The sequence below is a fragment of the Streptomyces sp. NPDC090025 genome (genome assembly GCF_044748125.1).
In the GTDB taxonomy this organism is placed as follows: domain Bacteria; phylum Actinomycetota; class Actinomycetes; order Streptomycetales; family Streptomycetaceae; genus Streptomyces.
Genome location: NZ_JBIVFL010000012.1, coordinates 64105 through 83593, shown reverse-complemented (window position 1 = coordinate 83593; position 19489 = coordinate 64105). Strand labels below are relative to the sequence as shown.

Genomic DNA, 19489 nt, shown 5'->3' with positions numbered 1-19489 from the left:
TCCGGCTCCGCCCGGCGGCGGCGTGCCGGGCACGACGATAGGAAGTGGGCGGCCGCCCCCGGCAGCCGTCCGTTTGGGGGGCTTGCCCGGTGGGGTCAGCCGGCGTCCAGACTGTCCTCACGGACCCGGTGGGACAGGTCGATCTTCGTGTACGCGGGACGGCCGGCCTGCTGGTACTTGGCCTTGACCCGGTCCAGGTAGTCCTTCGCGGTGTGCACGGTGATCCCGGCGCGCCGGGCGGCGGACTTCAGGGTGAGGCCGGAGGCGTAGTCGAGCAGGATCTGCCGCTCTCGCGGTGACAGTTTGGGGCGGGTGGGGCTGGGGTCGTGCGCGCAGGCGAAGGCGAGTTCGGGGGAGTGGGCGCCGCGGCCCGCCGCCACGTCCTTGACGGCGGCGACCAGGGTCGGCAGATCGTTGTCCTTGGTCAGATAGCCGTCGGCGCCCGCCCGTACCGACTCGATGACCCGGTCCCGGTCGGGCACGGTGCTGATCATCAGGACCCGGCTGCCGCTGGCGAGCAGCCGCCGGATGTTGTCGACGGGGGCCGAGCCGTCCCGGAGCAGGAGGTCGAGCAGCACCACGTCGGGCGGCGAGTCCGGTGACGAGTCCGGTGGCGATTCCGACGTCGAGTCCGGTGGGTGGTTCGGAGGTGCGTCGGGTGGTGAGTCCGGAGGGGTTGCCGGTGGTGTGTCCGGTGGTGACGCACGGAGCGACCGCGGCGCCGACTGCCGCCGTTCGGCGAGGAGTTCGAGGTGTTCGTCGACGGTCGCGGCCGTGCTGAGCAGCCGGAGTTCCGGTACGGAGCCGAGCCAGGCGCGCATCCCGTCGAGCAGCATCCGGTCGTCGTCGACGACGGAGACGGTGATCACGCCGGCCATCTCAGCTCGACCCTGACCCCTTCGCCGGGCGCGGTGTCGACGACGGCACGGCCGCCGACCTCGGCCATCCGGGCGTGCACCGAACCGCGCAGGCCGAAGCCCGGCACATGGTGGTCGGGGTCGAAGCCGGGCCCCCGGTCGACGACCGTGACGACGGCGCCACCGCCGCCATCGGCGTCGCCGGTCGCGGTGAGATAGGCGTGCCCGGTGCCCGCGTGCCGCCGGACGTTGTTGAGGGCCTCGCGGGCGGCGTCGGCGAACGCGGCGGCGACGGCGGGCGGCACCTGCGGCAGCCCGTGGTACTGCGCGGTCACCCGCAGCTTCAGGCTCTCCACCGAGGAGACGGCCTCCTCCAGGGCCGCGCCGATCTCCGGGTGGTGCACCTCGTCGGCGGTCTGCTGGATCAGCCGCCGCAGATAGGCCGCCTCCCGGCCGCAACGCTCCCGCACCTCGGGGGCGTTGGCGTCGATCCCGCCCGCCGCGAGCGTCGTGAGGGTGGCGAGCACGGTGTCGTGCAGCGCCCGGTGGTGGCCGAGCCGCTCCGCGTAACGGGCCTTCTGGGTCTCGGCGGTGAGCGCGCGGGCGTTGGCCTCGTCGAGCAGCCGCCCCTGGCGGCGCAGGTACCACCACATCACCCAGGCCATCACGGCGGAGGACAGCAGGGAGTTGAGGTGCCCGCCCTGGACCGCGCGGCTGGCGCCGACCAGGCCGTAACCGACCAGATGGGTGGCGACGAGCAGGACGACGGCGAGCGGCACCTGGAAGCGGCGCAGCGCGATCGCGGCGGCGGCGCTGGCCGAGCCGCCGAGCAGCATCGCCCAGCCGATCTGCGGGGTCTCGCGGACCTCGCCCCAGGCGTAGAGGGCGTACGGCAGGAGGCAGCCGGTCACCAGGACGTCCGCCCACACCTGGCGCGGGTCGAACCAGCCGCGCCGCAGCGCGGTCCCGTACACCAGGACGCTCAGCGCCAGTGCGGTGGCGAGGCCCAGATACACCACGGCGTGGCCGTCACGCCGCTGGGCGACGCCGACCACGCCGACGGTGAGATGGCTGGCACGGTAGAGCAGGGTGGTGAGGATCATGAAGGACTGCGCGCGTTGCAGCGCGCCCATCCCGCTCCACCGCCGCAAGGCCCGTAACCGCCACACAGGTAAGGACGCCACCGCCACGATCATGCCTCTCGCATCGCCTTGTCCACTTGGGCCCCCGCCGCACCCGCATTCTGCCCGAGGCGGGATCCGTCGACAGGGCCGCTACCAGCCGTTTTGCGGGCGGTTTGAAGGCGGTGTGCGGCTGCTGTGACGGGCCGGGGGCCGGAGCGGGGGCGGTTCGCCGGGTGGCTCGGTGGGGGGTTCGGCGGGCGGTTCGGCGGGCGGGCTGCCCGGAGTCCGGCGCGGAGTGCGTACCCGGTGGTAACAGGCGGGTTCCGAAGGCTTGTTGGGGGTGGCATGTCCATGCTTACCTCGGGTAAGTCCACGTCGGAAGCCGGAAGAAGGAACCCCCATGCCCTTTCCCCGTACACCCGGCACCCTCGCCGCCGCGCTCGCCCTGCTGGCCGCACTCGGCGGCGCGGCCGCCACCGCGCCCGCCGCCGGTGCGGACGCCGGGACCGCCCCCGCCGCCCCCGCCTCGCGCGCGGCCGCGGACCTGCGTGAGGTGATGTTCGTCGGGAACAACTGGGACGGCACCGCCGATGTCATCGAGTCCCGGGGCGAGTTCCGCCGCATCGGCCGGGTGAACGTCATCCCCGACCGCGACGAACGGATGCGCGAGATCCACCTCGACCCGATCCGGCTGGCCTACTTCCTCGGCGTGCGCAGCGGCCCGGGCGAGGGCCACGACCAGTTCGTCGACGACATGTACGCCACCCCGGACGGCTCGGCCATGGTGGTCTCCCGGCCCAGCTTCGCCGACGTCGTCTCCATCGACCTGCGCACCGGGCGCGTCAACTGGCGCTTCCCGGTGTCCGGTTACCGCTCCGACCACATGGCCGTCTCGCCCGACGGCACCCGGGTCGCGGTGTCCGCCTCCACCGCCAACACCGTGCACGTCCTGGACATCGTCACCGGCCGCCAGCTCGGCTCGTTCACCACCGGCGACAAGCCCCACGAGAACGTCTTCACCTCCGACGGACTGCTCTGGAACATGTCCATCGGCGAGGTCACCACCGCCCTCGACGCGCCCTGGCTCGACTGGACCAAGGGCGACCGCAAGATCACCGTCGTGGACGCGGCCACCCTCAGGACCGTCCGGGTCACCGACATGCGCGACCGGCTCGACGCCTTCGGCCGGGGCGATCTCTCCGACGCCGTACGGCCGTTGGTGTTCACCCCGGACGAGAAGAAGCTCTACTTCCAGGTCTCCTTCTTCAACGGCTTCCTCGAGTACGACATCGCCACCGACCGGATCACCCGTCTGAAGACCCTGCCCGCCAACCCGGCGACGAGCACCGACCGCACCACCTGGGTCAACGACTCGCGCCACCACGGCCTCTCGATGAGCCCCGACGGCACCAAGCTGTGCGTGGCGGGCACCATGGACGACTACGCCACCGTCGTCGACCGGGCGACCCTCCAGGAGGGGCCGCTCGTCGAGACCTCCAAGCCCTACTGGGCGACGGTCAGCGGCGACGGCCGGTCCTGCGTGGTCTCCGAGAGCGGCGCCGACCGGGTCAGCGCCATCGAGTTCGCCACCGGACGCCGGGTGGCCTCCGTGTCGGTCGGCGACCACCCCCAGCGGGTCAGGATCGCCCATGTCCCCGCCGACTGGACGGGACCCGCCGCCGGTTGAGCCCCGGCCCGCCTCACGACCCCCGCGACCCCCACGAGCCCCGAAGAAGGACGACGTGAAGCGAACACTCCTGGGGGCCGCGCTCGCCGCGGCCCTCCTGGCCCTCGCCGCCCCCACGGCCGGTGCCGGTGCCGGCCCCGCGCCCGCCTCCGCGCCCGCCTCCGTGCCCGGCGTCACTCCCGCCGCCGCCCCGGCCACCGCCCTCGCCGACAGCTGGAATCCGCCGCTCTCCACCCGTGGCCGGTACGTCGTCGACGCCGACGGCAAACGGTTCAAGCTCAAGTCCGGCAACTGGCAGGGCGCGCAAGGCTCCTGGAACGGCTCCGGCGACCTCGCCGACCCCGCGAACCACCACGACGGCGAGAAGTCCGACCAGCTGCCGCTCGCCACCCTCCTCGCCGACTTCCACGCCCTCGGCCTCAACAGCCTCCGGCTGCCGTTCTCCAACGAGATGCTGCACGACCAGCGGCCGGTGCCGGACGCCGCCGTCGCCGCCAACCCCCAGCTGCGCGGCCGTACCCCGCTCCAGATCTTCGACGCGGTGATCGCCGCCACCACGGCGGACGGCTTCGCCGTCGTCCTCAACAACCACACCAACACCTCCCGTTGGTGCTGCGGGCTCGACGGCAACGAACGCTGGAACACCAGCCAGTCCACCGCCCAGTGGGAGACCGACTGGCTCTTCCTCGCCAAGCGCTACAAGGACAACAAGCGCGTCGTCGGCGCCGACCTCTACAACGAGGTCCGCCGCACCGTCATGGACGACGCCAACTGGGGCTCCGGCGACGACCACGACTGGTGGGCGGCGAGCCGGCGGCTCGGCGACCGGCTGCTCACCGAGGCCAACCCGGACCTGCTGATCATCGTCGAGGGCATCAACTGGCAGGGCATCCCCGCCGACGGCCTCTTCCACTGGCGGCCCACCCTGGAACCCGCCCGCACCCTCTCGCACACCCTCGTCAACGCCGACAAACTCGTCTACTCCGCCCACTTCTACGGCTACACGGGCCCCAGCCACACCGGCGCCACCGGCACCGGCGAGACCCACGACTGGCGCTACCAGGAACTCTCCCGCGACGAACTCTTCGCCACCCTGCGCCGCCAGGCGTTCTTCGTCGCCGCCGACACCGGACAGCACTACACCGCACCCGTCTGGATCAGCGAGTTCGGCATCGGCGCCGACGAGACCAACCCGCAGGGCCGCGCCTGGTTCGGCAACTTCGTCGACCGGCTCGCCGCCGACGACGCCGACTTCGCGTACTGGCCGCTCGTCGGCTTCACCGGACACGGCCGCTGGAAGCTGCTCGACTACGACACCCAGGGCCGCCGCTCCGGCGTCCTCGACGGCGGCGACTGGCGCACCCCGGACTGGCAGCGGCTCGTCGCCGCGCCCGCCACCACCGGAACCGTGCCCGTCGCCGACCACTGGGACCAGCTCGCCCTCGACCACGCCGACGCCGTCGAGTCCCTGCGGGCCCGCGCCGCCGGTGACTGGGACCCGGGCGCCCGCAAGGGCGTCTGCCCCGACGGCCAGCGCCTCACCGGTCTCGCCCACCGCGACGGCCGCGGCCTGTGCACCGACACCACGGCCCGCGGGCTGACCGCGGCCACCGGGGCGTTCACCACCGTCACCGACGAGCGGTACGTCAAGGACGGCGACTGGGCCTCCGGCTACACCAAACTCCAGTGCCCCCAGGGCCAGTTCGCCATCGGCTACAGCCTGCGCGGCCAGGCCGTCTCGGCCCTGCTCTGCGCCCCGGCGAGCCATGCCCTGCCGGTGACCGGCCGTACCCTCTGGTTCGACCGCGCCGACAACCGCCCCGCGGGCAACCCCGGCGGCGACTTCGCCGCAGGCGCGTACAAGGGTCAGTGCGCTCCCACCGAGTACCTCGCCGGAGTCGCCTTCACCGCCGCCTGGGCGAAGGGGAAGACCCCGGACGCGCTGCTCTGCCGGACGCTCTGAGCCGCCTGGCCGTCACGTTTCCGACCGGGGGCGCGGCGGCCGGTCCCAGTGCGATGCGCCTGAACCAGCCATCTCACCCGCACCACTGTCGGACCGATCACGGCTGTTCGATACTGCCGCTGTCCGTTCGGCGGACTCGATAGATCCGACAGATCCCGCAGATTCGACCGATTCGACACCGACGCTTCTTCAGGGGGACTCGTGAAGCGATCCACGCGCACACCCAGGTACGCCACCGCCGTCTGCGCCGCCGCGGCGGCGACGGTCCTGGCCACCGCCACGTCCGCGGCGGCGGAGACCGGGCCCGAGCAGGACGACTTCTTTCCCGCGATGGTCCATTCGATCATCCACCTGGACATCGACCCGCTGGGCGCCAACGACTGGAACTGCCGGCCCGGCGCCGACCATCCGCGTCCGGTCGTCCTGGTCCACGGCACCTACGAGAACCGCTACAACAACTGGTCCCGGATGTCCCCCGCGTTGAAGGCCCAGGGCTTCTGCGTCTACGCCCTCGACTTCGGTGACACCGACGACGCCGGGGTGGCGCTCGCGCCCACCGTGAAGGGGTACGGAGACATCCGGAAGTCCTCCAAGGAACTGGCCGCCTTCGTCGACAAGGTGCTCACCGCCAGCGGCGCCCGCCAGGTGGACCTGGTCGGCCACTCCCAGGGCGGCACCCTGTCCCGCTGGTATCTGAAGGCCGACGGCGGCGCGGACCCGGCCGACCCCGCGAAGAACAAGGTCAAGAAGATCGTCCAGCTCGGCGCGACCAACCACGGCACCACCATGAGCGGCATCGAGACGCTCGCGGACAGGCTCGGTCTCCAGGAGGCGGGGGAGAAGGTCCTCGGGATCGCGGGCGTCCAGCAGTACGAGAAGTCCGAGTTCATCAAGGAACTCAACGCCGAGGGCGACACCGTCCCCGGCATCGACTACACCGTGATCGCCACGAAGTACGACGAGATCACCACGCCCTGGCAGAGCACCTTCATGACGGCGGGCCCCGGCGCGACGGTGGACAACGTCACCCTCCAGGACGGCTGCGCCGTCGACCTCTCCGCCCACCTCAGCATGACGTACAGCCCCCGCGCGATCGGCCTGGTCACCCGCGCCCTGGACCCCACGGCCCCGCCCGCCCCCTGCACCCCGAGGCTGCCCGCCTTCTGATCCCGGACCCTCGTCCCCGCACGGCGAAGGGCCCGCCGGACAACCTGTCCGGCGGGCCCTCCCGTACGGGCTGAGCAGTCAGGTGTCAGGACCTGGCCACCGTCACCTCGTACAGCGAATAGCCCCAGCCGGTGCCCCGCTGCGCCCCGTGCACGCGGACGTAACGGGCCGACTGCGAGGGGAACTCGGCCGTGTCGAGGCCGCCGTCGCCGGCCTCCGTCGACCAGGCGGTGCGCCAGGTGGAGCCGTCGTCCGACAGCTCGATCCGGTAGCCCCTGGCGAAGGCCGACTCCCAGTCCAGGGTGACCCGGCCGACCCGGTGCGCGCTGCCCAGGTCCACCTGCCACCACTGGTCGTCGGACCACTCGCTGGCCCAGCGGGTGCCGGTGTTGCCGTCGGTCGCCAGGCCCGGCGAGTAGTCGACGAAGGGGTTCCACCACTGGGTGGTGGACGCCGAAGTGGGCCTGCCCGAGGCCAGGTTGACGCCCATCTCGTGGTTCTCGGTGGACTTCCAGGTGGTCAGGTACGACTCCGCGCCCTTCGCCATCTCGTTCACCACCGAGGGCCCGCCGGGCGACAGCCGGATCTGCTCCACCCAGTCCGGCACCAGGCCCACGTGCGCCCCGCCGTCGGTGTTGAAGTCCCAGGTGCGCTGACCCGTGACCTGCCGGTCGAGCGTGGTGCCGCCGTCGAAGCTCTTGAACGGGTACTTCACCGCGTTCGGCGCGTCCGCGCCGACCGGCGCGGGCCAGCCGCCGACACCGTTCATGTCGGTGCCGTAGCCGAGGCCGACCCCGTACTTCTTGCGCAGCTCGGCCTTCTGGCCGGCCTCACCGATGTAGCCCTGGGCGCCGCTCATGTACTGGGCGATGAAGCCGCCCAGCTTGTAGACGCGCTCCGACCAGTCCAGGTCCATCCAGCTGTGGCTGGAGATGACGCCCGGGTACTCCTCGGCCTCCAGCATGTCGAGCGCGCGGCCCGCGGCCTTGACGCTCATGTGGTCGAGCTCCAGCATCATCCCGCGCTGCATCATCCCCTTGACGGCGTACTCGCCGAGCCGGGTCAGACCCCGGGTGTTGCATTTCGCGTCGGACGCGTACGAGGGGACGGCCACCCCGGCGGGCAGCTTCTCCGCCATCGCGGGCGGCGCGGCGGCCAGGCCGATCGGGTTGTCGTGCTGCGGCCCCGCGCACTTCTCGGTCGCCCAGAACGTGCCGGTCGACAGGAACTGCCCGATGTTCACCGCGACACCCGTGGTGCCGCTGTCGAAGCGGACACCGCACAGCGCGTTGTCGAACTTGTGGCACAGGAACATGCTGCGCACGCCGAGGCCGTACAGCTCGTCCAGGCCCTTGTCGATGTCGGCCTGGTCGCACTGGGCGACGTCGAGGATCATCTTGCAGCCGAACGGCTCCGAGGTCTCCACGCCGAGCACCACCGCGAGCTTGCCCTGCTCGACCACCGAGCGGGCCTGCGCCGCGTCGGTGACGATCCGGAACCAGCCCTTGCCGGGGCCGCCGTACATCCGGTCGACGTAGTCCTGGAGCTCGTAGCTCTTGCGGGCCTCGAGCCGGATCGCGTCCATCTCGTCGCAGCCGCGGTCGCGGGGCAGCAGCGAGCAGATGAGGCCGTTGGTGACCAGGTCGTTGACCAGCACGCGCTGGCCGCCGCGCCAGGCGCGCTCGACCCAGGCGTAGTAGTTCTGCTGGTGGCTCAGCGACTTGTAGGACGGCCAGTCCTTGAAGGTGGGGTAGCCGACCGGGTCGTGCTTGCCGTTGTCGCCGCCGGTCAGGTGCTCGAAGAGGGCACCGGAGCCGTCGGGGTAGTGCTCGGGACAGTCCTTGAGGGCGTCGGCGATGCCCGCCTGGGAGAAGGTCTGGCCGCAGATCATGCGGCCGCCGAAGCCCTCGTTGGACATCAGGTGGTCGTGCGCGTCGACGAAGCCGCGCACCTTGCCGTCCGCGTCCGTCCCCTTGAACGGCGCGCCCGTGGCGTTGATCTGCGAGTCGGCCGCGGGCCTGGCGGTGGGTTCCCACCAGGAGCCGCCGGCGTCGGCCGCGGGCACGGGGCCCGCGCCGAAGACGACGGTGGCCAGCGCGATGAACAGCGTGACGAGGGCGAACCGGCCGCCCGCCGCTCTCCGTGTTGATGCTCGATTCATGGTCAGCGATGCCTTCGGTCATGGGGGATACCGGGCTCGAACCGTCCTCGGTGTATCTGGCGGTAACAGGGCGGCTCGGGCCGAGGATCGCGGTGATCGAGGAGTGAGTCAATAGTCCGGGTCAAATGACCTGTTGACGATCGCTCAGGGACCGCTCAGCCGTCGATGAGGGTCACGAGCTGGTCGGCGAGGGTGTCGAGCAGTGCCTCGGCGGCGCGCTCGTCACCGAGCACCAGGTACTGGAGCGTCAGCCCGTCGATGGTCGCGGCGAGCACCCGGGCGATCATGTCCACCGGCATCTTCGGGGTCACCTCGCGCACCGCGCACACCTCCCCGACGAGCACGGCCGCGGAGGCCACGTACTGCTCGTACTGGGCGCGGGCCAGCCGCTCGAAGCCGTCCTCGCGCAGCGCGTACTGGGTGAGTTCGTAGGTCAGCATGTGCTCGGCCGGATGGCTGGTGACATGGTCCCAGTACGTGCCGAGCGCGCCCCGTACGGTCTCGCGCAGCGTCGCGCGCGGCTCGACGGCGGACATCACGCGGGCCACGTAGTTGCCGGTGATGGAGCCGATGGCCGCCTCCAGGAGCTCCTGCTTGGAGTCGAAGCAGTAGTGGAAGACGCTCAGCGAGACATCGGCCTCGGCGCAGATCGCCCGGGTGGTGGCCCGTGCCACCCCGTCCCTGGCCATGACCCGGACCGCCGCCTCCACCAACTGCCGGCGTCGTTCCGCCGACGGCATCCGTGCCATGCTGCCTCCTCGCGTCGGCCGCCAGGGTAACCGCCCACCCCGCCGCACCCCCGCGCACACCACCGGCCGCGCGGGTTCGTGCCGCGATCGGGGTTCGTCAGGAGAACTCATTCGCGCACAGACCTTGTCAGTGCAATTTCACATTACTATGTTACAGCTCACGCGGTGAGTTCGAAGACCGTCAACTCCCTTGTGAGCCAGGGGAGTTCGCCGCGCATCCCCACCCCCACCCCTCCCCACAGGAGCCCAGGTGTCCCAGCACAGAGCCGTGCGTACCTCCCTCCTCGCCACCGCCGTCGCGGTGACCCTCCTCGCCGCCGCCGGGCAGGCCGCCACCCAGGCCGCCGACCGGCCGACCACCGCCCCCCGGGCGGCCACCCCCCAGGTGCCCGCCACCTTCGGCGCGCCCGGCGCTCTCGGCGCGCCCGCCGCCAACCCCTTCGACGAGGTCGACCACCTCGCCGATGCCAAGACCGCCACCCCGGCACCGGCCCCCGCGCCCGGCGGCACCGCCGCCAAGCCGCGCGTCCCCGGCCCCGCCAAGGCCACCGGCACCACCCAGAAGCAGGTACAGGCGCAGGCCAGGGCGCTCGAAGCGGCCGGCGTGCCGTGCACCCTCGACGGCATCAGCGGGCTTTCGCCCGAGCAGTTCGCCGACTTCCTCGCCGACCCCGCCGTCACCGCCGACGGCTGTCTGCGCGGACTGATCTGGACCTGGGACGCCCGCCTCGCGCCCGTCATGTCCGACGCGCACGTCCAGGCCGTCGCCCGCCGCATCTCCACCCTCGCCGCCGCCCACGACGGCCGGAACACCACCCACCTGGAGGAGATGTTCACCTACCTCCACGCGGTGGCCTACCACGACTTCTCCCGCACCGAGATCGACATCACCGACGCCCCCACCGTCGACGTGGTCCGCCGCGCCATCGCCGACTTCGGCAGCGCCGCCCGCACCTTCGACGTCACCGCCGCCAACGCCCGCACCCTGCGCGAGGCCCTCTACATCGGCAGCGCCCCGGGGCTGCGCCAGTACCAGCTCGGCCTGATCGTCAAGGTGCTCGCCACCATGGACGCCGCGCACCCCGCGACCAACCAGGACCCCACCTGGGCGGGCGCCGCGCTCTCCGCGCTCTCCGTCAACTACCTCGGCGTCTACCCGGGCAATCAGGACACCGCCTTCCAGGCCGCCGCCAAGGCCGACCCGGCCTACCGCGCCGCCTTCAAGGCGTTCGCCGGATACGGCCACCTCAAGAACGGCGGCAACGCCTGGGTGGTCCGCGACGCGCTCTCCGAGTACGGCCGCTTCGGCCAGATATCCGGCCTCCAGAGCGGCATCGTCGCCGACCTCGGCGGCCTCGTCGGCAGCGTCGAGTCGGCCTTCGGCTACGGCAGCGCCCCCTGGGGCTCCGTCGTCAACTGGCTGAACTACTACAACGCCTGCGCCCCCTACGGTGTCTGCAAGGCCGACATCGAGAGGCGCCTCTTCCCCAACACGTACAGCTACGACAACGGCGGCATCAAGGTCCGCACCGCCCTCGACCGGGCCACCGTCGACCAGCTCTACTACGCGAGCAAGCAGGTCAAGGCCCAGTACCACCGGGTGCTCGGCACCGACCAGCCGCTGGCCGGCGACCCCAACACCACCCTGAACATCGTCCTTTACGCCTCCCGCGCCGACTACGAGAACTTCCACCCGATCCTGACCGGCTACTCCACCAACAACGGCGGCATCTACATCGAGAACGGCGCCACCTTCTACACCTACCAGCGCCGGGTGCCGCAGGACTCCAGCCTCACCCTGGAGGAGCTGTTCCGGCACGAGTACACCCACTACCTCAACGGCCGGTTCGCCGTACCCGGGTTCTTCGGCGAGGGCCCCTGGTACCAGGACGACCGCACCACCGCCATGGACGAGGGCACCGCCGAGTTCTTCGACGGCGCCACCCGCGACAACGGCATCGCCGTCCGCAAGTCCCTGGTCCGCGGCATCATCAGCGACACCGCGGGCGGCGGCCCCCGGATGTCCGTCCGCCAGCTGCTGCACGCCACCTACGACGGCGACGGATTCCGCTTCTACAACTACGCGGGCACCTTCTTCGAGTTCCTCTGGACCGAGCGCCCCGGCCTGCTCCGCGAGATGTACGGGCGGCTGCGCGCCAACGACGTGGCCGGGTACGACGCCTGGCGCGACCGGCAGAGCGCCGACGCGGGCCTGCAGGCGGCGTACGACCGCTTCCTGGACACCCAGATCGCCAAGGTCAACGACCTCTACGTGCCGAACACCAGCTTCACGCCCAACGAGCAGCTGCGCGACAGCACCGCCGCCGCCGTCCGCTCGGCCTTCGCCACCGCCACCTACAACACCCCGGACTGCGTGGAGAACGGCGACCCCGGCAAGAAGCGCTTCGTCTGCACCGGCCGGATCACCGCCAACCTGGCCAACTGGGCCAGCGAGGACCAGGTCTTCAAGGACATGTCGGAGACCGTCGACTACTTCATCCTGGACCGCGCGGGCGCGGCCTCGAACAACCTGGCCGACATGAACTGCTCCTTCGGCCCGGTGGAGATCTGGACCAACAAGGTCGCCGGAACCTCCTCCTTCCGCTGCGAGGGCCCGCTCCGCGGCTGACCCTCCGTCAACACGGTGCCCAGGGGCCACCACCCCTGGGCACCCTCAGAAGAATGTGACATATTACTGCCGTGCCCAAGAGACACTCCCTGGACGCCGTGATCATCGGCGCCGGCGTGATCGGAGCAGCCTGCGCCTATTACGCGGCCCGCTCCGGACTCACCGTCGCCGTCGTCGACCGCGGCCCCGTCGCGGGCGGCACCACCGGTGCCGGGGAAGGCAATGTGCTCGTCTCCGACAAGGAGCCGGGCCCCGAGCTCGACCTCGCGCTGCTGTCCACAAGACTCTGGCGCGAGCTGTCCGCACAACTCCCGCGCGGCATCGAGTACGAGCCGAAGGGCGGGCTCGTCGTCGCAGCCGACGAGCCCGCCCTGAAGGCGCTCCGCGCGTTCACCGAAGGGCAGACCGCGGCGGGCGTCACCGCCCACGAGATCGCCGCCGACGACCTCGCCGACCACGAACCCCACCTCGGCCCGGGGCTGGCCGGCGCCTTCCACTACCCGCAGGACGCCCAGGTCCAGCCCGCCAGGGCGGCGGCCCACCTGCTCGCCGCCTCCGGGGCGAGGGCGTACCTCGGCGAAGAGGTCACCGGGATCCTCCGCGACCGCTCCGGCGCCATCACCGGACTGCGCACCCCGCGCCGCGAACTCCTCGCCCCGGCCGTGATCAACGCCGCGGGCACCTGGGGTGGCGAGATCGCCGCCCTGGCCGGGGCGCACCTCCCGGTGCTGCCCCGCCGGGGCTTCGTCCTGGTCACCGAACCCCTGCCGCCACTCGTGCGGCACAAGGTGTACGCGGCGGACTACGTGGCGGACGTGGCCAGCGGCTCGGCGGCCCTGCAGTCCTCGGCGGTCGTCGAGGGCACCCCGGCGGGCCCCGTCCTGATCGGCGCCACCCGCGAACGCGTCGGCTTCGACCGTACGCTCTCCCTCCCGGCGCTGCGCCGCCTCGCCGCCCAGGCGGCGGCGCTCTTCCCCGTGCTGGCGGACGTCGACGTGATCCGCGCCTACCACGGCTTCCGCCCGTACCTCCCGGACCACCTCCCGGCGATCGGCGCCGACCCGAGGGTGCCGGGCCTGTACCACGCGTGCGGCCACGAGGGGGCGGGCATCGGCCTGGCCCCGGCGACGGCCCACCTGATCGCCGCCCAGCTCACCGACCGGCGACCCGCGCTCGACCTCGCCCCCTTCGACCCGTCCCGCCCCTTCCCGCGCCAGGAGCCCGCATGATCACCTTCGACGGCCGCCCACTCCCGGCCCGAGAGGGCCAGTCCATCGCCGCCGCACTCTGGGCCGCGGGCATCCTCACCACCCGCACCACCCGCGTCGCCCGCGCCCCCCGCGGCGTCTTCTGCGGCATCGGCCAGTGCTTCGACTGCCTCGTCACCGTCAACGGCCGCCCCAACCAGCGCGCCTGCCTCCGCCCCGCCCGCCCCGGCGACGTCGTCACCACCCAGGAGGGCACCGGCCATGCCGTCAACGACCGCTGACCTCGCCGTCGTCGGCGCGGGCCCGGCCGGTCTCGCCGCCGCCGTCACCGCCGCGGACCTCGGCCTCACCGTCGCCCTGATCGACGCGGCGGACCGCCCGGGCGGCCAGTACTACCGCCACCCGGCACCCACCCTGACCGGCCCGCAGGAACCCCCGCACCCGCACGACTGGGCCGCCTTCGCGACCCGCCAGGACCGCCTGACGGCGCACCGGCGAAGCGGCCGCATCACGTACCACCCGTCCCACCAGGTCTGGACGATCGCCCGCACCGCCCCCGGCTGGACCGTCCACGCCCGCGACACGGGCACCGGCACGGACGACGCTTCCGGCGGCGACACGCCCACGACGGTCACGGCCCGCGCCCTCCTCCTCGCCACCGGCGCCCACGAACGCCACCTCCCCTTCCCCGGCTGGACGCTCCCGGGCGTGATCGGCGCGGGCGGCGCCCAGGCGATGCTGAAGAGCGGCCTGGTGCTGCCCGGCCGCCGGGTCGTCGTGGCGGGCAGCGGCCCGCTGCTCCTCGCCGTCGCCGCCGCCCTGGCGGGGGCCGGCGCCCGCGTCCCCGCGGTCGTCGAGGCGAGCGCGTACACCGGCTACGCCCGCCACACCACCACCCTGCTGCAGAACCCGGCGAAGCTCGCCGAGGCCGCCCGCTTCGGCACGGCCCTCGCCCGCCACCACACCCGGCTGCTCACCCGGCAGGCCGTGGTGGCGGCGCACGGCACGGACCGGGTGACGGCGGTGACCGTCGCACGCCTCGACCAGGACTGGCGCCCGGTCCCGGGCACCGGCCGCCGCATCCCGTGCGACGCGCTCGCCGTGGGCCACGGCCTGGTGCCGGAACTGTCCCTGGCCACCGCACTGGGCTGCGCGACCCGCGCCACCCCGGACGGCACCCTCGCCCTCGACCTCGACGAGGACCTGCGCACCTCGGTGCCGGGCATCTGGGCGGCGGGCGAGACCGGCGGCATCGGCGGCGCCCAACTGGCCCTGGCGGAGGGCGAGCTGGCCGCCCACGCGATCGCGGGCCGTACCGCCCCCGAGGCGCTGCGCCGCACCCGCACCCGGCTGCGCGCGTTCGCCGACGCGATGGCCTCGGCCCACCGCCCCGGTACGGGCTGGCCGGGCTGGCTGACCGACGCGACCGACGTGTGCCGCTGCGAGGAGGTGACGGCGGGGGAGGTACGGGAGGCGCTCACGGAACTCGGGGCGCGCGACGCCCGGACGGTCAAGCTGCTCACCCGCGCGGGCATGGGCTGGTGCCAGGGCCGGATGTGCGGCCCGGCGGTCGCGGCCCTGTGCGCCCGGGCGGGCGGCGCCGCCACCGACACCGCGCCGACCCCGGACCGCCGCCCCCTCGCGGCCCCGGTCCCGCTGCGCCTCCTCGCGGCGCTGCCGGATCCCGCCGAACCCCCGAGCCGCACCCGGGCCCCCGGGTAGCGCCCCCGGCCGGCCCGCGCCGCGCCCAACTCCCCGAGTGAACGCGCCGGATGGGCCGCAAAACCCCTCGTCACCCCCTTGTCCTGACTCACACCCATCAATAAAATGTCACACACTACTAAGGAGTCGCAGATGAGCCAGACCGCCACCCACTGGAGCCCCAGCCGCCCCTGGCGCGGCATCATGGTCGCCACCGCCCTCCCGCTCCGCGAGGACCTCTCCGTCGACCACGACGCCTACGCCGAGCACGTCCGCTGGCTGATCGACAACGGCTGCGACGGCGTCGTGCCCAACGGCTCGCTCGGCGAGTACCAGACCCTCACCGCCGAGGAGCGCGCCCAGGTCGTCCGTACCGCCGTCGAGGCCGCCGGAGACGGGGCCAGGGTGATGCCCGGCGTCGCCGCCTACGGCAGCGCCGAGTCCCGGCGCTGGGCCGAGCAGGCGGCGGAGGCGGGCGCAGGCTCGGTGCTGCTGCTGCCGCCGAACGCCTTCCGCGCCGACGAGGCGGCCGTCCTCGCCCACTACGCGGACGTGGCGAAGGCAGGGCTCCCGGTCGTCGCGTACAACAACCCGATCGACACCAAGGTGGACCTCACGCCCGCACTGCTCGCCCGGCTGCACGCCGCGGGCGACATCGTGGCCGTCAAGGAGTTCAGCGGCGACGTCCGCCGCGCCTACGAGATCGCCGAACTCGCCCCGGACCTCGACCTGTTGATCGGCGCGGACGACGTGCTCCTCGAACTCGCCCTGGCGGGCGCGGTCGGCTGGATCGCGGGCTACCCCAACGCGCTGCCCACCGCCTGCGCCGAGCTCTACCGGGCCGCCGTCGAAGGCGACCTGGCCACCGCCCTGCCGCTCTACAAGTCGCTGCACCCGCTCCTTCGCTGGGACTCGAAGACCGAGTTCGTGCAGGCCATCAAGCTCTCCATGGACCTGGCCGGACGGCCCGGCGGCGCCACCCGCCCGCCCCGGCTGCCGCTCACCGGCGCCGCCGAGGCCGCCGTGCGCGCCGCCACCGAGAAGGCCCTGGCCGAAGGCCACCACTGAGATCCGGGGGGAGAAGAACCGTATGCGTACCCGTCACGTCTACCACGCGGTCGACTCGCACACCGAGGGCATGCCCACCCGGGTGATCACCGGCGGCGTCGGGGTGATCCCCGGCGCCACCATGGCCGAGAAGCGGCTGCACTTCCTCGACCACCTCGACCACCTCCGCACCCTGCTGATGTACGAGCCGCGCGGCCACGCCGCCATGAGCGGCGCCATCCTGCAGCCGCCCACCCGCCCCGACGCCGACTACGGCGTGCTGTTCATCGAGGTGTCCGGGCTGCTGCCGATGTGCGGCCACGGCACCATCGGGGTGGCCACCGTCCTGGTCGAGACCGGCATGGTGCCGGTGACCGAACCGGTCACCACCGTCCGGCTCGACACCCCCGCCGGGCTCGTGAGCGTCGACGTCCACGTGGCGGACGGGGCGGCCACCGCCGTCACCCTCACCAACGTGCCCGCCTTCAGCGTCGGCCTCGACCTCAAGGCCGAGGTCCCCGGCCACGGCACGATCACCTACGACCTCGCCTACGGCGGCAACTTCTACGCCTTCGTCGACCTCGACGCGCTCGGCCTGCCCTTCGACCGCGCCCACAAGGACGAACTGCTCGCGGCCGGACTCGCCCTGATGGACGTGGTCAACGCGGGCCAGGACCGCCCGGTGCACCCGGAGGACCCCGCCCAGGGCGGCCTCAAGCACGTCTACCTGGCCGCCCCCGGATCCGACGCGCGCCGCTCCCGGCACGCGATGGCCATCCACCCGGGCTGGTTCGACCGCTCCCCGTGCGGCACCGGCACCAGCGCCCGGATGGCCCAGCTGCACGCGCGCGGACAGCTCGCGCTCGGCACCGACTTCGTCAACGAGTCGTTCATCGGCACCGAGTTCACCGGGCGGCTGATCGGCGAGACCACCGTCGCGGGCCGGCCCGCCGTGGTGCCCACGGTCACCGGCCGCGCCTGGATCACCGGCACCGCCCAGTACTTCCTCGACCCCACCGACCCGTTCCCCGCCGGATTCCTGCTGTGACGCCCCCGGACACGCGCCCGGACCCGGTCACGGACCCGGCCGCGTACGCCCACGGGGTCCGCACCACCGACTACCACACGGCCGGGGAACCCTTCCGGATCGTCGACCTGACCGACGGCGGCGGCTGGCCGCCACCGCCCGGCGACACCGTCGCCGAACGCCGCGCCACCCTCCTCGGCCCCGCCGGGGAGGGCACCGCCCCGCGCCCCGGCCGCCACGACACCCTGCGGCAACTGCTCGTCCGGGAGCCGCGCGGGCACTCCGGGATGTACGGCGGCTTCGTCGTCCCGCCGGACGACGACGGCGCCCATCTCGGCGTGCTCTTCTGGCACAAGGACGGCTACTCCACGGCCTGCGGCCACGGCACCATCGCGCTCGGCGCCTGGGCGGTGGACACCGGCCGGGTCAGGGCGCCGGAGGACGGCGCGGCCCAGGTCCGGATCGACGTGCCGTCCGGCCGGGTCATCGCCACCGTCCACCGCGCGGGCGGCCGCACCACCGCCGTCACCTTCCGCAACGTGCCCGCCCGGGTCACCGCCCGCAAGGTGCCGGTCACCACCTCGTTCGGCACCGTCGAGGCCGACCTCGCCCACGCCGGCGCCTGCTACGCCTCCGTCCCCGCCGGGGCCCTCGGCCTCGCCGTCGACCGGGCCGACCTGCCCGCGCTCACCCGCGCAGGACAGGAGATCAGGGCCGCCCTCGCCGGACACCCGGCGACCCGGCACCCCGGCGACCCGCTGCTCTCCGGGGTGTACGGGGTGATCCTGCACGACGAACTCCCCGGCCACCCGCGCGGGCCGCACCAGCGCAACGTGACCGTGTTCGCCGACGGACAGATCGACCGCTCGCCCTGCGGCTCCGGCACCTCGGCACGGCTCGCGCTGCTCGCCGACGACGGGCGCATCGGCACCGGCGAGACCCTGCTCCACACCTCCCTGGTGGGCACCGAGTTCACCGCCCGGGTCCTCCCGGCCGGACCCGCCGGTTATGTCACCGAGGTGACCGGCAGCGCCCACCGCACCGGAGAGCACCATTTCGTGCTCGACCCGCACGACACGCTGGGCACCGGATTCACCCTGTGACCGCAGAGAGCACCATGGACGACATGACCGACACCAGCAACGACACCCACACCAGCGACGGCGGGCTCCGCACCCTCGACGCCGCCGACGTGTTCCGGCTGCTGCCCCCGGCCGCCGCCGCGGACGCGCTGGCCGACGCGCTGCGCGCCGGACTCGACCCGGAGCGGGCCACGCCCCGCATCTCGGTCCCGGCGCCGGACGGCAACGAACTGCTCCTGATGCCCGCCACCGCCGAGGCCACGGCGGCATCCGGCTCCTGGGCCGGGGTGAAGATCACCGGCATCGCCCCCGGCAACCCGGCCCGCGACCTGCCCCGGATCACCGGCTCCTACCTGCTGCTCGACGGGGCAACGCTGCTCCCGGTGGCGCTGATGGACGGCGCCGCGCTCACCTCGCTCCGTACCCCCGCCGTCTCCGCCCTGGCGATCCGTCACCTCACGCCCGCCGAAGGACCGCTTCGGCTTGTCGTGTTCGGCACCGGACCGCAGGCGTACGCGCACCTCGACGCCGTGTGCGCCGAACGGGAGGTGGCCGAGGCCGTGGTGGTGGGCCGCGACCCGGCGAAGGCCCGGCCGCTCGTCGCGCACGCCGAGGCCCTCGGTGTGCCGAAGGCCCGTACCGGAACCGCCGACGACGTGGCGGACGCGGACCTGGTGCTGTGCTGCACCACCGCCCGCACCCCGCTCTTCGACGGCCGGCTCGTCGCGCCCGGGGCGACGGTCGTCGCCGTCGGCTCGCACGAACCGGACGCCCGCGAGACCGACTCCGCCTTCGTCGCCAGGTCCACCGTGTACGTCGAGTCGCGGGCCGCGGCCGACCGCGAGGCCGGCGATCTGCTCGTCCCGCTGGCGGAGGGCGTCATCGGGCCCGACCACGTCGCCGGCACCCTGGCCGACCTGGCCAACGGCCGGGCCACCCCGCCGCCCGGCGTCCCGCGCTTCTTCAAGAGCGTCGGCATGGCCTGGGAGGACCTGGCCGTGGCGGTCGCGCTGCACCGGGCCGCGCTGCGCGAAGCAGGGGGTGTCAGCGAAACGTGACATTGTACGCTGTGCCTCGGCGAGTTATC

Annotated in this window: 15 protein-coding genes; 11 read left to right on the top strand and 4 right to left on the bottom strand. The window is 73.0% G+C overall.

Annotation, left to right across the window (positions count from 1 at the left end):
- Nucleotides 1-95: 95 nt before the first annotated feature.
- Nucleotides 96-878: a DNA-binding response regulator gene (locus ACIPXM_RS25275; RefSeq protein WP_401659416.1), complete on the bottom strand. Its 783-nt coding sequence runs from the start codon at nt 876-878 to the stop codon at nt 96-98.
- Nucleotides 866-1990 carry a sensor histidine kinase gene (locus ACIPXM_RS25270; RefSeq protein ID WP_401659412.1) on the bottom strand — a complete coding sequence of 375 codons (1125 nt, stop codon included), beginning with the start codon at nt 1988-1990 and terminating at the stop codon, nt 866-868. The genes ACIPXM_RS25275 and ACIPXM_RS25270 overlap by 13 nt, the downstream gene beginning before the upstream one ends.
- Before the next feature lie 391 nt (nt 1991-2381).
- Here ACIPXM_RS25270 and ACIPXM_RS25265 point away from each other — a divergent pair, with 391 nt between their 5' ends.
- From ACIPXM_RS25265 to ACIPXM_RS25255, 3 genes are all read left to right on the top strand, one after another.
- On the top strand, nt 2382-3668 hold the full coding sequence (locus ACIPXM_RS25265; RefSeq protein WP_401659409.1) for a YncE family protein: 1287 nt from the start codon (nt 2382-2384) through the stop codon (nt 3666-3668).
- A 55-nt stretch (nt 3669-3723) separates the two neighbouring features.
- Complete coding sequence (locus ACIPXM_RS25260) at nt 3724-5631, top strand: glycoside hydrolase family 5 protein (RefSeq protein ID WP_401659406.1); 1908 nt, start codon at nt 3724-3726, stop codon at nt 5629-5631.
- Between the two features lie 201 nt (nt 5632-5832).
- Complete coding sequence (locus ACIPXM_RS25255; protein WP_401659403.1) at nt 5833-6798, top strand: esterase/lipase family protein; 966 nt, start codon at nt 5833-5835, stop codon at nt 6796-6798.
- Between the two features lie 85 nt (nt 6799-6883).
- On the opposite strand, the gene ACIPXM_RS25250 is transcribed toward ACIPXM_RS25255, so the two are convergent.
- Nucleotides 6884-8959: a discoidin domain-containing protein gene (locus ACIPXM_RS25250; RefSeq protein ID WP_401659400.1), complete on the bottom strand. Its 2076-nt coding sequence runs from the start codon at nt 8957-8959 to the stop codon at nt 6884-6886.
- 155 nt (nt 8960-9114) lie between these two features.
- Nucleotides 9115-9708 (bottom strand): TetR/AcrR family transcriptional regulator, encoded by a 594-nt coding sequence (locus ACIPXM_RS25245; RefSeq protein ID WP_401659397.1) that lies wholly within the window; start codon nt 9706-9708, stop codon nt 9115-9117.
- A gap of 250 nt (nt 9709-9958) precedes the next feature.
- On the opposite strand from ACIPXM_RS25245, the gene ACIPXM_RS25240 reads away from it, so the two are divergent.
- The 8 genes from ACIPXM_RS25240 (at nt 9959) to ACIPXM_RS25205 (ending at nt 19460) form a co-directional block, all read left to right on the top strand.
- Nucleotides 9959-12337, top strand: a complete 2379-nt coding sequence (locus ACIPXM_RS25240) for a collagenase (protein WP_401659394.1) — start codon at nt 9959-9961, stop codon at nt 12335-12337.
- A 71-nt stretch (nt 12338-12408) separates the two neighbouring features.
- On the top strand, nt 12409-13566 hold the full coding sequence (locus tag ACIPXM_RS25235; protein ID WP_401659391.1) for an NAD(P)/FAD-dependent oxidoreductase: 1158 nt from the start codon (nt 12409-12411) through the stop codon (nt 13564-13566).
- On the top strand, nt 13563-13826 hold the full coding sequence (locus ACIPXM_RS25230; protein WP_401659389.1) for a (2Fe-2S)-binding protein: 264 nt from the start codon (nt 13563-13565) through the stop codon (nt 13824-13826). The genes ACIPXM_RS25235 and ACIPXM_RS25230 overlap by 4 nt, the downstream gene beginning before the upstream one ends.
- Nucleotides 13807-15267 carry an NAD(P)/FAD-dependent oxidoreductase gene (locus ACIPXM_RS25225; RefSeq protein ID WP_401659386.1) on the top strand — a complete coding sequence of 487 codons (1461 nt, stop codon included), beginning with the start codon at nt 13807-13809 and terminating at the stop codon, nt 15265-15267. Before ACIPXM_RS25230 ends, ACIPXM_RS25225 begins: the two co-directional genes overlap by 20 nt.
- A gap of 132 nt (nt 15268-15399) precedes the next feature.
- A complete protein-coding gene (locus tag ACIPXM_RS25220) occupies nt 15400-16314 on the top strand; it encodes a dihydrodipicolinate synthase family protein (RefSeq protein WP_401659383.1) in 915 nt (304 codons plus the stop codon).
- 22 nt (nt 16315-16336) lie between these two features.
- Complete coding sequence (locus ACIPXM_RS25215; protein WP_401659381.1) at nt 16337-17341, top strand: proline racemase family protein; 1005 nt, start codon at nt 16337-16339, stop codon at nt 17339-17341.
- Nucleotides 17338-18423, top strand: coding sequence for a proline racemase family protein (locus tag ACIPXM_RS25210; RefSeq protein ID WP_401659378.1), 1086 nt, complete (start codon nt 17338-17340; stop codon nt 18421-18423). The genes ACIPXM_RS25215 and ACIPXM_RS25210 overlap by 4 nt, the downstream gene beginning before the upstream one ends.
- Nucleotides 18424-18446: 23 nt before the next feature.
- Nucleotides 18447-19460, top strand: a complete 1014-nt coding sequence (locus tag ACIPXM_RS25205) for an ornithine cyclodeaminase family protein (protein ID WP_401659376.1) — start codon at nt 18447-18449, stop codon at nt 19458-19460.
- Nucleotides 19461-19489 lie beyond the last annotated feature (29 nt).

Bases quoted from the DNA above. Each gene is read 5' to 3' on its own strand.
- ACIPXM_RS25275 (WP_401659416.1), bottom strand. From the start codon at position 878: ATGGCCGGCGTGATCACCGTCTCCGTCGTCGACGACGACCGGATGCTG.
- ACIPXM_RS25250 (WP_401659400.1), bottom strand. From the start codon at position 8,959: ATGAATCGAGCATCAACACGGAGAGCGGCGGGCGGCCGGTTCGCCCTC.
- ACIPXM_RS25205 (WP_401659376.1), top strand. From the start codon at position 18,447: ATGACCGACACCAGCAACGACACCCACACCAGCGACGGCGGGCTCCGC.
- ACIPXM_RS25220 (WP_401659383.1), top strand. From the start codon at position 15,400: ATGAGCCAGACCGCCACCCACTGGAGCCCCAGCCGCCCCTGGCGCGGC.
- ACIPXM_RS25215 (WP_401659381.1), top strand. From the start codon at position 16,337: ATGCGTACCCGTCACGTCTACCACGCGGTCGACTCGCACACCGAGGGC.
- ACIPXM_RS25270 (WP_401659412.1), bottom strand. From the start codon at position 1,990: ATGGGCGCGCTGCAACGCGCGCAGTCCTTCATGATCCTCACCACCCTG.
- ACIPXM_RS25265 (WP_401659409.1), top strand. From the start codon at position 2,382: ATGCCCTTTCCCCGTACACCCGGCACCCTCGCCGCCGCGCTCGCCCTG.
- ACIPXM_RS25225 (WP_401659386.1), top strand. From the start codon at position 13,807: ATGCCGTCAACGACCGCTGACCTCGCCGTCGTCGGCGCGGGCCCGGCC.
- ACIPXM_RS25245 (WP_401659397.1), bottom strand. From the start codon at position 9,708: ATGGCACGGATGCCGTCGGCGGAACGACGCCGGCAGTTGGTGGAGGCG.
- ACIPXM_RS25230 (WP_401659389.1), top strand. From the start codon at position 13,563: ATGATCACCTTCGACGGCCGCCCACTCCCGGCCCGAGAGGGCCAGTCC.